This window comes from Kitasatospora sp. NPDC034035, from assembly GCF_055575755.1.
The window spans coordinates 139652-154454 of the sequence record NZ_JBVISA010000018.1 but is presented as its reverse complement, the minus strand read 5'-3'; the positions used below and the strand labels follow the sequence as shown (position 1 = coordinate 154454).

Genomic DNA, 14803 nt, shown 5'->3' with positions numbered 1-14803 from the left:
TCCCCCGGCTCCACCGCCCAGCACGGCCGCCGACCCGCTCGCCTCGCCGCCCACGCCCGCACCCCCACTTCCCCCTCCACACCCACCCCCACGCCCGAACCCGTCACCTCACCCCCGTTCCCCGCCCACCGACTCCACCGCCGATCCCCCGATCGCCCACAGCCCCGTGCCCACGATCCCGGGCACCGTCAGGACCGCCGCGCCCAGCACCACCCAGGCGCACCCCGCGCCCGGCACCACCGGCACCACCGATCCCCGCACCGCCCAGCTGAACGCCCCCGAGGCCGCGGCCGCGACCGCCGCGCCCAGCAGCACGCCGACCGCCGTGGTCAGCAGCGCCTCCACGGAGAGCATCCGCAGCAGTTGCCGTCGCGTCGCCCCCACCAGGCGCAGCAGCGCGAACTCGCGGCGCCGGTCGGCGGTCAGCGCGACCAGGGTGTTGACCGTGGAGACCGCCGCGAAGCAGACCAGCAGGCCGAGTTCCGCCTGGCGCAGCCAGACGTCGCTCGCTTTGGTGACGCTGGTCGCGGCGCCGGTGGCCCGGGCCACGCGTTCGGCGGTGCTGGTCATGATCAGCATCGTGCCGGAGAGCCCGACCAGCAGCGCGACCGGGACCACGGCCGAGGAGAGCCGGGCCGCGTAGCCGCGCAGGTTGGCATCGGCCAGCCAGCCGGCCCGCGGGACGAGCGCCCGGACCGGGACGCCGAGCACGGCGGCCAGCGCCCGCGCCGCCAACGGCCCCAGCAGGGCGACCGCGACCAACAGCACCAGCGAACCGAGCAGCGAGGCCTGCCCCGCCTTGTCCAGCTCCCCGGGCGGCCTGGTCGCGGCCAGCCTCAGCAGCAGCGCACCGCCCGCCAGCACGGCTGCCCCGGCGAGCAGCCGCAGCACGCCCGTCCCCCGCGGGCCGCCCGTCCCCTCCGTCAGGGCGACGGCCGGCGCGGGCCGGGTGATCCGCCGGGCCGCGACGGCGGTGGCCGCCATCCCGACCAGCAGCGCCACGCCGAGCGCGACCAGCATCGGCACCGGTGACCCGGGTATGTGCAGACCGGGCGCGGCCATCCCGCGCCGCTGCAGGGCGGTGAGGAAGGCGCGGGCGGCGAGGAGGCCCACCGCGCAGCCCGGGACGGCCGCCAGCAGGACGGTGCCCAGGACCTGGGCACGGATCACCCGCCGCACCTGGCGGGGTGTCGCCGCGACGGTGCGCAGCAGGGCCAGGTCACGGTGCTGCTGACGGAGGGTGAAGCCGAGCGCGTTGGCCACGACGAACAGCGCGACCAGGACGGCGATCTCGCCGAACGCCGCGGCGATCACCATCACTCCCGGCCCGGCCACCGGTGCCCGTGCCACCCCCGCCGGGGCCGTCACCTGCGCGGCGACCAGCGAGCCGAACAGCGTCACCGCCGCCATCGCCAGGAACAGTGCCGCCCCCAGCCCGGCGAAGGCCGCGGGCCGCCGCCGGATCTGCCCGCCGGACAGGGCCAGGACAGGACTGCTCATCGCGCTCACCCGCCCAACCGGCTCAGCCGCTCGCCGACCTGCGCGGCGGTCGGCTTGACCAGTTCGTCCACCAGCAGCCCGTCCGCGAGCAGCAGCACCCGGTCCGCATAACCGGCGGCCACCGGGTCGTGGGTGACCATCACACAGGTCTGGCCGTCGGTGTCGACGCCCGTGCGCAGCAGGTCGAGGATGTCGTGCCCGGTCGCCCGGTCGAGCGCGCCCGTCGGCTCGTCGGCGAACAGCACCTCCGGCCGGGCGACCAGCGCCCGGGCGATCGCCACCCGCTGCTGCTGGCCGCCCGACAACTGGCCGGGCCGGTGTCGTTCGCGCCCGGCGAGCCCGACCCGGGCCAGTGCCTCCCGTACCCGGGCCCGCTCCGGCGGCTGTCCGGCCAGCCGCCCGGGCAGCTCGACGTTCTGGACGACGGTCATCGCCGGCATCAGGTTGAAGGCCTGGAACACGAACCCGATCCGGGTGCGGCGCAGCTCCGCCAACCGCCGCTCGGGCAGCCCGGACACCTCCGTGTCGCCCCACCGGACGGTGCCGCGGGTCGGCCGGTCCATCCCGGCCAGGCAGTGCAGCAGGGTCGTCTTGCCCGAGCCCGAGGGCCCCATCACCGCCGTGAAGGTCCCTGGCGTGAAGGCCACGGACACTCCGCGCAGCGCCCGGACCGCCGCCGTGCCGCGCCCGTACTCCCGGTGCAGCCCGTCCCCACTCAGGGCCGCGCCCGTCACCCCGTCATGCGCCGCCGGGGCTGCGGCTGTCGTCATCCCGTTCATGCCCTCCATCGTGGGCGTCCGGGGCCGGGAGATCGATTGTGCTGGCCCCCGAATCCGGGGTTCGGAAAACCGAACCCCGCAGGTGGTGCCGACTCCTTCGACCAGTCGACTCGAACGGCCACCGACGCGACCCGACATTCCACCGGTCGTCACCCACGACGCGCACGGCGGCTGCTACGGCCGCGTGCCGTCGCCCGGCCACCCGACAACCCCGCGCCCCCACCCCGTCTGTCAGCGGCCCCGTCATGACGGCCGAGAGCGAACACGCCAGGAAGATCGCGACCCTGGCGCGGCGCTTCAGCGTCGGCTGTCTGGTCGCGCTGCTGCCCCGCGCCCACCGCGCGCCCGCGCTCGCGCTCGCCGAACTCGTCGACGGCCTGATCACCGCCGAACAAGCGGTGGCCCATACCCGCCCGGCCGCCGCCGTCGCCTGCCACGCCGGCCAGACCTCCTCCTTCTCCGCCGACGCCCAGGAGCCGGGCGGCGGTCTCGCCGCCTTCCACACCGCCGCCCGCGCCCACCTGGCCCGCCATATGGCCTCGTACCCGCCCGCCCCCGGCTTCTGGCACGAGGTCGGCGCCCTGATGCACCCCTTCCGGGGCACCCTTCCCGCCCTCCTCGCCGCCGCCCACGTGGCATCCCCCTGACCTCCGCGCGCCCCCGGAGAACGGCGGATCGTCACCGTGGGTGGGACGTCGGAAGTACGTGACGAACCGGACCGGCCGGGTCGGTCCCTGCGTGGGCAACTGGTCGAGCTGATCACCGCTTTGAGCCTCGGCGCCGACCTCAGCCTGCTGTTCCTCGACGAGCCGTCGGTCGCCGACTGGCACGAGCCGCTGCGCTACCACTACTCGGCCGTGTTCCGCGGCGAACGTCCCGCGAGGGTCACCGCTACCGAGGCCGTCTCCCGTCACACCCGGTTGGTTCCTGCTTGTGAGCCTGACCTGACAAGGGACTGCCGGGATCCGGGGTGTCCCCTCTCGGCGATGCGAGGAGGAGAGGAACGCCGGGAGTTCGGGCGGTGCGAACGGGCGTCCTCGACGCGCCCGAGCAGTTGCGTAGCGTGATGATGCTCTTACGGATTGTCGATCATCCTGGGAGACGAAAGTGAAGAGACGTGTCACCGCTATGGCCTTCCTGCTCGCTCTGCTGGCCAGTGTCTCGGCGACGGGCACGGCCCGGGCAGCGCCGGTCACGCCACCCGTGGCCTCCGACTGCTCGCAGGACGTCACCGATGCGTTCAACACCTGGCTGGGCGGGGTTCCCGACGGGGCGACCATCCGCCTGGCCCGCAACGGCTGTTACCTGACCAACGGCTCGATCACCTTCACCCAGCGGAGGAACATCACCATCGAGGGCGGCGGCGCGACCATCAAGGCCACCGTCGACGCGCCCGTGAGCACCAACCGCGCGCGGCTCTGGTTCGACCGCGGGGGCGGCTTCGTTGTCCGGGATCTGACTTTGCAGGGTACGAATTTCTCCGAGCACTGCGCGGTGGTCGGCCAGCCCTCCTGCTACAACTCGGCGCGGGAGCACGACGCCGGAGTCAAGATCGGGGGTGCCGACGGCGTTCTGCTCGAACGGCTGCACATCGAGAACACCTGGGGCGACGCCGTGGAGCTCTTCTCCGGTGGAACGTGGGACGGCCAGGGCAACGGAGCCGTGGCGCCGCGCGATGTCACCGTCCGCGACTCAACAGTCCACACGACCGGCCGGCACGCGTTCTCGTGCGACAACTGCCACAACTACGTGATCGAGCACAACGACGTGAGCAACGTCGGCTACTGGATGACCGACGTGGAGATCGAGGGCGCGGTGTGGACCGGGGACGTGACGCTCGTCCGGAACACCTACCGCGATGTCTACCTCGGGCTGCTGGCTGCGGCGAGCGACTACGGGGTGAAACCCGGTCCGTTCATCCTCCGCGACAATGTCCAGACCAGTGACCCCGTCACCTGTTATCCCCCGGTCTACATCGCTCCACCGAGCAACGAATACGGCCCGGCACAGGTCACGGGGAACTCCCTGAGATCGTTCGGCACCACGATCGCGCTCGGAAACGTCTCCCGGGCCGATGTCTCCGGGAACACCACCACCATCCAAGCCGGCGGCTGCGGTTTCGCCGCCGGGGTCGAACTGGTCGGCGTGCCGAGCGGCGAGGTGATCCACAACACGTTCATCGGCGCGGAAGCTGTCGTGCAGAACTACTCGTCAACGGTCACCGTGTGCGGCAACCGTACGACGGCGTCGGGCCCGTACAACGAGCCGGTGCCCTGCGGCAGGGTGTAGACGGGGGGCGAGCCGCAGCGGGGGCCTCAGGGGGCGGGCCCCCGTCCGTCTCGCCCGGCCCCCGGCCACCGACCTCCGCCGCCCGTGGGAGAAACCCGCCGAACCGAACAAGCTCGCCACCTCGGAGAGCTGGTGGGTGTACGCGGCGTCGTCCAGCTGAGCAGCCGTCGCTGCGGTGATACGGTCGCTCGCCGTGACAGAGCCGCTTCCAGAATTCCCGTATCACCCCGACCCGATGGCCACCGGCGCCATCGTCCAGTCCGGCGCAGAGTGCATCTGCTGCCGTCGGGTCCGTGGCTACATCTACGCCGGCCCGGTCTACGCAGCGGAGAACCTTCGGGGTCGGTTGTGTCCGTGGTGCATCGCGGACGGCAGCGCAGCCGAACGCTTCGAGGCCCAGTTCACAGACGTCGTCGACGACGTGCCGCTGGACCGGCTCTTCGCGATCACACAACGCACGCCAGGATTCAGCGGGTGGCAGCAGGAACGCTGGCTGATCCATTGCGGCGACGGTGCTGCCTTCCTCGGGAGCGCCGGGGCCACCGAACTTGTGGACCACCCCGAAGCGTGGGCAGCGCTTCGGCAGGAACTCAGCCACGGGCCTTGGTCCTCGGCGCAGGCCGAGCAGTACCTCAGGGCCTTGACCAGGAACGGCCAGCCAACCGCTTACCTCTTCCGTTGCCGGGTCTGCGGCACCCACCTTGCATACGCGGACGCCACGTAGGCCCGGGCGAGAGGTTGAAGAGCAAGCTCACGTACTCCGCTACGAGTGCGAGGGCCCCGGGTGGCGCTCCGGATGCGGCGGCCGCGGGTGGGTACCCAGCGAGCCCCACGGACGGACCGGCTGCATCGAAATGCCACAGGGAACAGGTGTGCCCGATCTGCCGGGGCGGGGGTCAACTGACCCTCTCCCAGCTGTCGGAACACCCACGGGGCTACTACCCGGGAGTGGGCTGACCCTGACGCGTGGGCCCGGTCGTTCTTCGCGAGGTTCGCCTGCCGCTGGAACCGGTCGCCACAGCGGTCGCGGCGCGGGCTCACCATTTTCCGCCCCGGCCTCCCCTCCGCCCGCCTCGCAAGAGACCATGATCGGGTGACCATCGACCTGCTGCCCGGCCACGGCGTCCGCCTGCCCGCGCCGCTGCCCGAGGTGCGCTTCGGCCTCACCGAGGCGGCGGTGCGCACGTTGCTGGCCCCGCACGGCGAGCTGCTGCCCGACGGCGTGCGGAACACCTTCGTCTGCGGCTGCCGTTGGGCGCTGGCCTTCCAGCTGCCCGGGGTGGGCGTCACCCTCTGCTCGGACGACCGCGACCGCCTCTGCAGCGTGACCGTCGGCCGGAACCCGAGCGACGACCGGCCCGCCTGCCCGGTCGGCTACCGGGGGATCGACCTGCTCGGCTGGCCGGCCCACGAACTGGTCGAGGCGTTGCGCGCCGAGGGGTTGCCGGTGCCCGATCCCACCCGCGGCACCCTCCACCACTACCCGCTCCACCTCTACCGCCACCACGCGCCGGGCCGGTCGGCCGCGCCGGGGCGGAAGCCGCGCCACGAAGGGCCGTTCAGCTTCGACGTCGTCTCCTTCTACGAAGCCGCCGAGGCCACCCCATGACCCCACGAATCTCGTCGCCCTCGCCGACCCCGGCATCCTCGTCGCCCTCGCCGACCCCGGCATCCTCGTCGCCCTCGCCGACCCCGGCATCCTCGTCGCCCTCGCCGACCCCGCAGCCCACCGGCACCGCAACCGGTCCGCACGACGCCGCTTTCCTCCCCCGCCTGCAGTTCGTCCTGCGGGAGCCCGAGCGGCCGATCACCGCTCCCGTCCCCAAGCTCGGCGGCGAGCCCTGCTGGCTGGCCGAACCCGCCTGGCCGCTCTCGCCGACGACCGGTGAACCACTGTTGTTCATCGGCCAGTTCGCCGTCCCCGGCGAGGAGCTGCGACTCGCCTACCTCTTCCTGGAGGAGGGGGAGATCACGGGTGGCATCGACCCGGAGGCGGGCGACGCCCTGCTGCTCGTCCAGCCGGGCGGGCGGATCCCGCCCTTCGCCGTCATCGGCCCGCCCGACACCCGCGGCCGTACGCTGTGGCGCCGCGACCCGGACGGCGACGAGACACCGGTCGAGTTCCACCTCGATCTGCGGCCGCTGCCTGAGGACCTCGACCGGTCGATGGACGAACGGGCCGTCTTCCAGCGGTACTTGCGCGGCGAGGGCCCCGAGGTCCGGTTCCCGGACGGCGGTCACGTGCACGACCACGTCGGCGGTCTCCCGTCCTTTCCGAGCGGCCAAGCCGAGGTCCCCGCGCCCTGGCGGTACTTCTTCGCCCTCTCGGACGCCCCGGACGAGGGCGATCCGTACTTCCTCGACTTCGGTTACGGCGACGGCTTCGGCTTCCTCAGCCCGGACGGTCTGGAGGGCCGCTTCTTCTGGGACATCCCGTAACCGCCCCCCAACCCGCTTCTCACCCACAGGAGTCAGCATGACCACCACCCCCCTGACCGTCGCGATCCTCGGACCGGGCGGCGTCGGCGGACTGATCGGCGGACTGCTCGCCCGCGACGGGCACCGCGTCGTCTGCCTGGCGGGCGAGGAGACCGCCACCATCCTCGGCCGGGACGGACTACACGTCCACAGCGGGCAGTTCGGCGACTTCACCGCCGCGGTCGAGGCCGCCACCGAGCTGCGCGAACCGGTCGACGCCGTCTTCGTGACCGTCAAGGAGACGGCCCTGGCGGCCGCCCTCGACCGGCTGCCGCCCGAGGTGCTCGGCACCGGGATCGTGGTGCCGTTGCTCAACGGCCTGGACCACATGGCGGTCCTACGCCGGCGCTACCCGGCCGCCCGGGTCGTGGCCGGCACGATCCGGGTCGAGGCCACCCGCACCGCGCCCGGTCGGATCGAGCACACCAGCCCGTTCGCCGCCGTCGAACTCGCCGCTCCCAGCGAACCCAACTCCCCCGTCGGGGAGTTCGCCGATCGACTGCGGCACTCCGGCCTGGCCGTGACGCTGTGCGAGGACGAGACGGCGATGCTGTGGAGCAAGTTCTCCTTCCTCGCCCCGTTGGCGCTGCTCACCACCCGCCATGCGAGCGACGTCGGCACCGTGCGCACCGAGCACCGGCCCGAACTCCTCGCCGCGCTGGACGAGATCACCGCCGTCGCCCGGGCGGTCGGCGCGCCCGCCGACGCGCAGGCCCTGCTCGCGGCGGTCGATCGGGTCCCCGGGGCGATGAAGTCCTCGATGCAGCGCGACGTGGAGGCCGGCCGCCCGACCGAGCTCGGCGCCATCGGCAGCGCCGTCCTGCGGGCCGCCGGCACGCACGGGGTGGCCGTCCCGACCCTCGCCCGACTGGTCGGCGAGCTGTCAGAGGCCGCCGGGCGGGGACGGCCGCCGGGGCGCGGACCCGCGCGGGGCCCCAACGATCAGAATCTGGCGGAAACGAGTAGGACGCGCGAGGTGACGCCTTCCGACCACCGAAGCGCGCTCGCGTGGGACCGCGTCGAAACCTTCCTCCGCGCCCACGGCACCGACCGGATCCCCCACCCGGGCGGCACGCTGCTGTCCCATCTCCTCCGAGTGGCAGGCCTGTTGGCGAACTGGGGCTGCGACCATGCCGTCCGGGCCGCCGGGCTCTGCCACGCCGCGTACGGAACCGACGGATTCGACCAGGCCCTGCTGGGGCTCGACCGACGGGACACCCTGGTCGACCTCATCGGCCACCGCGGCGAAGCACTCGTCCACCTCTACGCCAGCTGCGACCGGGCGGCCGTCTACCCGCGCCTGGGGGTCGACGAACCGGTGGTGTTCCGCGACCGGTTCACCGGGGCCGACCACACCCCGCCGGAGGAGGACCTGCGGGCCTTCCTCGCCATCACGGTCGCCAACGAACTCGACGTCCTGGCTCACAACGCGGACCTGGCCGCCCGCTACGGACCAGCCCTGTACGGGCTCTTCGCCCGCACCCGCGACCTCCTGCCGCCCGCCGCCTGGCAGGCCTGCACCGACCTCCTCGGACCGGGAACGCCCGGTCCGGACCAGGCAAACTGACTGATTGCCATATTCGGTAACGGGCAAAGGCTTTGCCAACCCTTCATCCACGCTGCCGGAACCGCCGTACGGCAAAACGGCGTTGTGCAGGCGGGAGGGATTCTGACATGACAAGAAAGCCGTACCGCCTGGCCGCCACCGCACTCGCGGTGCTCGTCGCGGCCCCGTTGTTCACCGCGTGCAAGAACGCCGACCAGGCCATCGACTGTGGGAAGCGTGCGATCAGCCTCACCGGCGATGTCCAGGACCTCGCGGACTCAGCGGTCAACGTCGGCCAGATCACCGACGAGGAGCGCCGCAAGCACACCACCAACGCTTTGAAGAAGATCGTCGACGATACCAAGAAGATCCATCAGGACGGTGGGGGCAAGCTCGACACCGCCACCGACAAGCTCTCCAAGGCTGTCGACGATGCCCTCGACAAGGTCTCCCACAACCAGCAGCCCGACTTCGGCGCGATCACCAGCGCCGCCGGTGACGTGACCAAGGCCTGCGCCACAGCCTGACCAGCCCCCGCCACACCGCGGTCGCTACCAGGATCTGCCGCTCCCGGCCCGGGCACCGACCGGGCCGGGAGCACCACGGAGCACCCACCGCCACCGGTCGCCACCGGCCCGCACTTCTGCCTCGGCGCCGCCCTGACCCGCATGTTCCTGCACACTGCCTACCAGGCTCTTTTCGCCGCCGCCCAGGGGATGTCGTGCGGCGAGATAGCCGCATCTGCCAGTGGCGCGGCCGGTCGGTTCCGATCGCGCATCCGAAGGCTGATCAGCGCGGTGACGGTGAAGACGGCGGCCTCGTAGATCATGGCGTGCCGAAACGCGGCGCCCGGGCCGGCGGGTGCGAGGTAGACGAGCCCCGCCGCATCCACCCTATCGACCCGCCCAGCTGCTGAGCCGTGGGCAACAGCCCGGACACAGAACCGGCCGCGGAGGCGGAGGTCAGGGTGTACCCGGCCAGCATCAGCTGCACGGCACCCGGGTCGGCCCGGATCGCCGGGGCGGCGATCTGCGCGATGGTGACGTTGAGCAACTGCACGGATGTCGCGCACAGCACGACCGGCAGTACGAGCCGCCCGCCGGCACCGGCCGCGAGCCGGCCCGCGCTCAGGAACGGGAAACCCTTCACGGGCCGATACCGGCTCACGAGGCGAGGACCGCGGCGAGCTCGCCCGGCCGGGCTGCGAACGGGCTGTGGCTGCCGGGCAGGGTATGCACAGTGAACGGGTTACCGGGGAAGGCCCGGTCGGCTTCCGCGATCATCAGGTCCTGCGCGGCCGGTGCCAGCGCCCGGTCCTCGGCGCAGCGCAGGAAAGTTCGTGGAATTCGTCCCCACCGTGCCGCGGTCAGGGTGACCGGATCCGTCGGGATCGCCAGGGGCAGATCAGGGCTCAGCGCGGACCGCCACCGGTCAAAGCGGTCCAGCGGGGTGTCGTGGTAGTGGGTTTCCCGCAGTTCGTCGAGGTAGGCGGGATCCGGTGAGAGCGGATTGATCCGTACGGCGCCCAGGGCCTCGGGGTCGCCGAGGTTCAGGTTCCGGCCCAGCGCGGGGGCGTTCTCGGGTGAGCCCAGGTAGTCGAAGAACCGCGGCCGCCCGCCCGGGACGAACGCGGACAGGTAGACGATCCGGTCCACCAGCTCGGGTGCCCACTCCGCGGCCAGGGACGCGGGACCGCCGCCCGCGCTGTGCGCGACGAGCACGACAGTGCGATGGTGACGCACCTGGCGCAGGACGCTCAGTACTGCCTCGGCGCAGTCGTCCATCGTCAGGGGGGCGAGCCGTGACTTCTCGGTCAGCAGGCCCGGCTGGCCGGGCAGCAGGTATCCGGTTGGCAGGGGTGCGTCGAAGCCGTGCCCCGGCAGGTCGACGGCCACGCTCGCAGCGCCCAGTCCGGCCAGCGCGCGCTGCGTCGCTGCCCACTGTCCGGAGCTGTGCCAGGCGCCGTGCACGAAAACGAAGACGGTGCCGGTCAGAGATACGTTCTTCATGGCTCCATTCCAGACAGGACCCACCGCGCCATCCAGTCATAGATCTGGTAAGTGGCATGGCAATATCTTTGAGGTCTTGTCGGCAGCCGATGGGATCGATGGGATGGAGGGCGAGCCATGGAAGCGCGACACCTGCGGTACGCGGTTGCTCTCGCCGAGCACGAACACTTCGGCCGGGCGGCCGGCGAGCTGGGCATCGCGCAGCCGCCGTTGTCCAAGCAGATCGCCGACCTGGAGCGCGAGGTCGGGGCCCGGCTGTTCGACCGCACACGTCAGGGGGTGTTCCCGACCGCCGCCGGTGAGGCGTTCCTCGCGCGGGCACGCCGGGCGCTCGACGAGATCGCGGCGGCCACGGTCGATGCGGGCCGGGCCGCGCGCGGCGAGACGGGACGTCTGCGCCTCGGCTTCATCGCCTCGGCACTGCTCGACCCGCTGCCGGGCGTCCTGAGCCGGTTCGGCCGTGAACGGCCCGACGTGAGACTGGAACTGCACGAGATGGCGACCAGCCGCAGCAGCTCGGCTCTCGTCGCCGGGGAGCTGGACGTGGCCCTCACCCTCGGCCCGCCACGGGGCGCCGGAGCCGAGCATCTCGTGTCCGTCCCGATCGGACGCGACCACGTGATCGCTGTGGTAAGTACGGTGCACCCGTACGCGGGTCAACAATCGGTAACGGCCGACCAGTTGCAGCGACAGCCACTGATCGTGTCGGCCGGCGAGGACGAGCCCGCCGTAGTCGCCGGACTGCGCACCCTGCTGGGCACGGACTCATCGGCTCTCGCCGGCGCGACCGTCGCGAGGGACGTGCACACGATCATCGGCCTCGCCGCCTCGGGCGTGGGCGTCGGCCTGGGGCCGTCCCGCATGAGGGCGGTCCCGCGTCCGGGAGTGCGGTTCTGTGAAGTGACCCCGCGCACGCCCCTGCCCGATCTCGTCCTGTCCTTCGCGGGCCGCGATCACTCCCCAGTGCTGCGCGCCTTCCTCGACATCATCCGGAAGAACTGCCCCGACGTCGGTGCCGCGCTCAACGACCGGCTCCGGCACCACACTTGATTCGAGCCGGTCATCCCTTCGCGTGGGCGTGTCCGGCCTTCCGGCACGGGTCTGCTTCGGCGGGAGGCACACGGCGTACCCGAGCGAGTCTCAGAACGTTGCGTCGACCCGCAGGCCCGGTACCTGTCACCGCTCGCCGCAGTCACCGAAGAGGCCGAGCGCAGACCTGACGGGGCATCCAGGCGTCGGGGCTTGCGCCGAGGGCGTCCGCGAAGTCCCCGGATCGGTGCGACCGCGTCCAGCAGTGCCAGGAGTTGGGTGCTGTCGTCGTGGGGCATACCGAGCGGGTGCGCACCGCGACCGCCGACACCTGTCCGGTCACCGTGGTCCTGGACCGGCCCGCCGTCGGCAACGCCGGCGTCGAACGGGCGGGACGGCCCGGCGCGCCCGCCCGCCGGCTGTGGAAGCTGACCACCCGCGCCACCGCCGAGGCCGTCGCCGACCGCGGGCCCGCGACCTCGACCAGGCCCGATGCCTCGCGAGACGGCGATGGCCGAGCGCTCCGGGAGCTCCCGGCGCACGCCCGCTCGCGACCGTCGACTTGCAAGCGGGCATCACCCTGCCGGGTGATACACCCGCCTTGCGAGCGTCCCTACATTGGCGATGGCACATTCCGCTGGCATCCGTCTCGGAGGCATCATGTCATCGCTGCGCACCGGACTTACCGCCGTAACCGTCGCCGTGCTCGTGGGCGCCACGACCGTCGCAACCCAGACCACCGTCACCGCGGCCCCCGCGGCGCCCACGGCGGTCCGAGGAATCGCCCACCTCAACACGGTGGTCAACCTGCCGCCCGGTGTGTGGACCGACGCCCCGCTGGAGGTCACCCTGCCCCGGGCCGGGACCTACGAGCTCGACGCGAACGTCCGTGGCCGTCTCGCAGGCGTTCCCCCGGTCAACACGTACATCACCGCTCGGCTGTGGGATGCCACATCGAACACCGCCGTCGCGGACAGCGAGCGGCTCGTCTACCAGGTCATCGACCTGAACCCCGGCAACGCCCAGGCCGGCGGTAACGCGACCGCACCGATCAGCGAGCTGATCCACGTGAACAGGCCGACCACGATCCGGCTGCAGGGCATCCGAAGCGACGCAGTCGGGACAGCGTCCGTTGCCCAGATCTACTCCGACGCCGCCGGTCGCACGTCACTGCGCTACGACCGGGTCGGCCCCTGAAGTTGGAACCAGAGCTCCGAGGATGCGTCGGTTACGCGAGGCGTCTGAGCTGAGCTTGTCGTTGAACCTCGCTGGTCACCCGACCTGCTGATCTGCGGTTCTTTCCGGGACAGCGGAGGCGGCCGTTCTCCACGCTTCGAGATGTCGAGTCACGAAGTGCGAGAACGGCCGCTGCCCATGAGTCTTCCCGCCGACGCGCCCGTAGGGGACGCGTTGGGCACTCTGTGCCGCTTTCGGGTCGAGTTCTCCAAGAGTCTGTACAAGCGAGCGGATGTGCTCTTCGAGCTCACCGACGCGCTGTTGTGCACGGAGGGGCCGGTCAAGACGCTTGTGGGCCTGTCGCTGGCGGCCGAGCACCGGCGCGGGCACGGCGCGATGTACGCCGCGCTGGACCGGGGCCGGCTCGAGCCGACCCGGCTGCGACGCACACGTGCCGCCCTGCCGATCCCCGCTTGCCGTCCCCGTCAGCCCCCTCCGCGTCAGGATCTCCGAGTCGGCGGTCGTGCGATTCCAGCACGCCTCCCACGCGGCCTACGCACCGTTTCCCCACTCGTTGGCAGATCGAGATCCGCCAACTACCAAACCTCACCACCCGCTTTTATCCGCCCGCTCCGGCGGCGAGCCGCCTCAGCAGGTCGAGCAGGGCGGCTCGGTCCACCTCGGACAGGGGGGCGAAGCAGTCGGCGAGCACCTCGTCGGCGACCGTATGGCCGGCCGTCAGAACCTGCTCACCGGCGGGCGTGAGGTGGTGCTCGATGCGGCGGCCGTGCCCGGGGCGGCGCTCCACGAGGCCCTGGGCGGCCAGGCGGCCGACGAGCGCCCCGAAGGCCTGTTCGCTCTGGAAGGTCGCGACGGCCAGCGCACGCGCCGAGGCCCCGGGTGAACGGCTGATCGCGCGCAGGGCGTCCCACTGCGCCAGCGTCGTGCCGACGGCCGCGAGGGCACTGTCGAGCGCCCGATGCTGTCGGTACTGGGTCTGCTTGACCGCTCTGCCGAGTTCCTGCAGCTCACCATGCATGGAGTGATCCTACGGCACAACCAAGCTAGCTTATATAAAGATATTTAGTTACTGTGGAGCCATGCACCCCGACCTGTCCCTCACCCTGTCCGAGACGGGCGCCGGCCGGCCCGTCCTCCTTCTCCACGGCGGCGGAGGCCCCGCCACGGTCGCCGGCCTCGCCGAGCACCTCTCCAGGAGCGCGCACACCATCACCCCCGTCCACCCCGGCTGGGACGGCACACAGCGCCCCGCCTGGCTCACCGGCATCGACGACCTCGCCCTCGCCTACCTGCATCACCTCCACGACCACCACCTCAAGGACGTCCTCGTCGTCGGCTCCTCTCTCGGCGGCTGGATCGCCGCCGAGATGGCCGTCCGCGACAGCGCGGGAGTCATCACCGGCCTCGTCCTGATCGACGCCGTCGGCGTCGACGTCGAGGCGGAGCCGATCACCGACGTCTTCGCCCTCGACGCCCGCGGGCTCGCCGAGCTCTCCTGGCACGACCCGGACCGCTACCACGTCGACCCCGCCGACCTGCCACCCGGCGAACTCGCCCGCAGGCAGGCCAACCTGGCCACCATGCGAACGCTCGCAGGCGACCCCTACATGCACGACCCCAAGCTGTTGCGCCGGCTCGGCCGCGTCCGGGTCCCGACCCTCCTGCTCTGGGGCGAGAGCGACCGCATCGTCACCCCCGCCTACGGCGCGGCCTACGCCGCCGCCTTCGGCGACGCCCGCCTCGAACTCGTCCCCCGGGCAGGACACCTCCCGCAGCTCGAACAGCCGGAGGCCACGTCCGCGCTGATCGAAGCCCACCTGCACCGGACCACCACCCGTCCCGTGACCGCCGGGTGACCCACGAGCGGGGCCGAGAGCCGCTGTCCGCCGGGCGACTGTCGGACGGGTGACGGGTGACGGGTTCGCGCGTCGCCCGCCGCACAGTCGGCCCGGCGGGCACCCGCCGCCGGTGGACGC

At 72.1% G+C, this 14803-nt stretch carries 16 protein-coding genes and 2 pseudogenes; 12 read left to right on the top strand and 6 right to left on the bottom strand.

What is annotated here, in order from left to right:
• Positions 1–108 precede the first annotated feature (108 nt).
• Together ACZ52J_RS25130 and ACZ52J_RS25125 are read right to left on the bottom strand one after the other, a co-directional pair.
• The gene (locus ACZ52J_RS25130; RefSeq protein WP_465621878.1) at positions 109–1500 is read right to left on the bottom strand and encodes an ABC transporter permease; all 1392 of its coding nucleotides are present in this window, start codon (positions 1498–1500) and stop codon (positions 109–111) included.
• 5 nt (positions 1501–1505) lie between these two features.
• Positions 1506–2270, bottom strand: coding sequence for an ABC transporter ATP-binding protein (locus tag ACZ52J_RS25125; protein WP_465621942.1), 765 nt, complete (start codon positions 2268–2270; stop codon positions 1506–1508).
• Between the two features lie 254 nt (positions 2271–2524).
• Between ACZ52J_RS25125 and ACZ52J_RS25120 the strand changes: the two genes are divergently transcribed.
• From ACZ52J_RS25120 to ACZ52J_RS25085, 8 genes and pseudogenes are all read left to right on the top strand, one after another.
• Positions 2525–2926 (top strand): hypothetical protein, encoded by a 402-nt coding sequence (locus ACZ52J_RS25120; RefSeq protein WP_465621876.1) that lies wholly within the window; start codon positions 2525–2527, stop codon positions 2924–2926.
• Positions 2927–3407: 481 nt separating this feature from the next.
• Positions 3408–4568 carry a right-handed parallel beta-helix repeat-containing protein gene (locus tag ACZ52J_RS25115; RefSeq protein WP_465621875.1) on the top strand — a complete coding sequence of 387 codons (1161 nt, stop codon included), beginning with the start codon at positions 3408–3410 and terminating at the stop codon, positions 4566–4568.
• Positions 4569–4761: 193 nt separating this feature from the next.
• Positions 4762–5292 (top strand): CbrC family protein, encoded by a 531-nt coding sequence (locus tag ACZ52J_RS25110; RefSeq protein WP_465621873.1) that lies wholly within the window; start codon positions 4762–4764, stop codon positions 5290–5292.
• Between the two features lie 369 nt (positions 5293–5661).
• Positions 5662–6177 carry a hypothetical protein gene (locus tag ACZ52J_RS25105; RefSeq protein WP_465621872.1) on the top strand — a complete coding sequence of 172 codons (516 nt, stop codon included), beginning with the start codon at positions 5662–5664 and terminating at the stop codon, positions 6175–6177.
• A complete protein-coding gene (locus ACZ52J_RS25100) occupies positions 6174–7007 on the top strand; it encodes a hypothetical protein (protein WP_465621870.1) in 834 nt (277 codons plus the stop codon). The genes ACZ52J_RS25105 and ACZ52J_RS25100 overlap by 4 nt, the downstream gene beginning before the upstream one ends.
• Before the next feature lie 37 nt (positions 7008–7044).
• Positions 7045–7944, top strand: a pseudogene (locus tag ACZ52J_RS25095) (ketopantoate reductase family protein); the annotation flags it as partial.
• A 78-nt stretch (positions 7945–8022) separates the two neighbouring features.
• On the top strand, positions 8023–8613 hold the full coding sequence (locus tag ACZ52J_RS25090; RefSeq protein WP_465621940.1) for a DUF6817 domain-containing protein: 591 nt from the start codon (positions 8023–8025) through the stop codon (positions 8611–8613).
• Positions 8614–8720: 107 nt separating this feature from the next.
• Positions 8721–9119 carry a hypothetical protein gene (locus ACZ52J_RS25085; RefSeq protein ID WP_360500333.1) on the top strand — a complete coding sequence of 133 codons (399 nt, stop codon included), beginning with the start codon at positions 8721–8723 and terminating at the stop codon, positions 9117–9119.
• A gap of 158 nt (positions 9120–9277) precedes the next feature.
• On the opposite strand, the gene ACZ52J_RS25080 is transcribed toward ACZ52J_RS25085, so the two are convergent.
• From ACZ52J_RS25080 to ACZ52J_RS25070, 3 genes are read right to left on the bottom strand one after another with little or no spacing between them, the layout of a single operon-like run.
• Positions 9278–9421 (bottom strand): hypothetical protein, encoded by a 144-nt coding sequence (locus ACZ52J_RS25080; protein ID WP_465621869.1) that lies wholly within the window; start codon positions 9419–9421, stop codon positions 9278–9280.
• Positions 9418–9741, bottom strand: coding sequence for a hypothetical protein (locus tag ACZ52J_RS25075; RefSeq protein ID WP_465621868.1), 324 nt, complete (start codon positions 9739–9741; stop codon positions 9418–9420). Before ACZ52J_RS25075 ends, ACZ52J_RS25080 begins: the two co-directional genes overlap by 4 nt.
• A 14-nt stretch (positions 9742–9755) precedes the next feature.
• Entirely contained in the window at positions 9756–10601 is an 846-nt protein-coding gene (locus tag ACZ52J_RS25070; protein ID WP_465621866.1) for an alpha/beta hydrolase, read from the bottom strand.
• Positions 10602–10718: 117 nt separating this feature from the next.
• On the opposite strand from ACZ52J_RS25070, the gene ACZ52J_RS25065 reads away from it, so the two are divergent.
• The 3 genes and pseudogenes from ACZ52J_RS25065 to ACZ52J_RS25055 form a co-directional block, all read left to right on the top strand.
• A complete protein-coding gene (locus tag ACZ52J_RS25065) occupies positions 10719–11651 on the top strand; it encodes a LysR family transcriptional regulator (protein ID WP_465621864.1) in 933 nt (310 codons plus the stop codon).
• A gap of 639 nt (positions 11652–12290) precedes the next feature.
• Positions 12291–12827, top strand: a complete 537-nt coding sequence (locus tag ACZ52J_RS25060) for a hypothetical protein (protein ID WP_465621862.1) — start codon at positions 12291–12293, stop codon at positions 12825–12827.
• A gap of 141 nt (positions 12828–12968) precedes the next feature.
• Positions 12969–13283: pseudogene (locus tag ACZ52J_RS25055) on the top strand (transposase); the annotation flags it as partial.
• Positions 13284–13425: 142 nt separating this feature from the next.
• Here ACZ52J_RS25055 and ACZ52J_RS25050 read toward each other — a convergent pair.
• Positions 13426–13845: a MarR family winged helix-turn-helix transcriptional regulator gene (locus ACZ52J_RS25050; RefSeq protein WP_465621860.1), complete on the bottom strand. Its 420-nt coding sequence runs from the start codon at positions 13843–13845 to the stop codon at positions 13426–13428.
• Positions 13846–13906: 61 nt separating this feature from the next.
• Here ACZ52J_RS25050 and ACZ52J_RS25045 point away from each other — a divergent pair, with 61 nt between their 5' ends.
• Complete coding sequence (locus ACZ52J_RS25045) at positions 13907–14683, top strand: alpha/beta fold hydrolase (RefSeq protein ID WP_465621858.1); 777 nt, start codon at positions 13907–13909, stop codon at positions 14681–14683.
• Positions 14684–14803 lie beyond the last annotated feature (120 nt).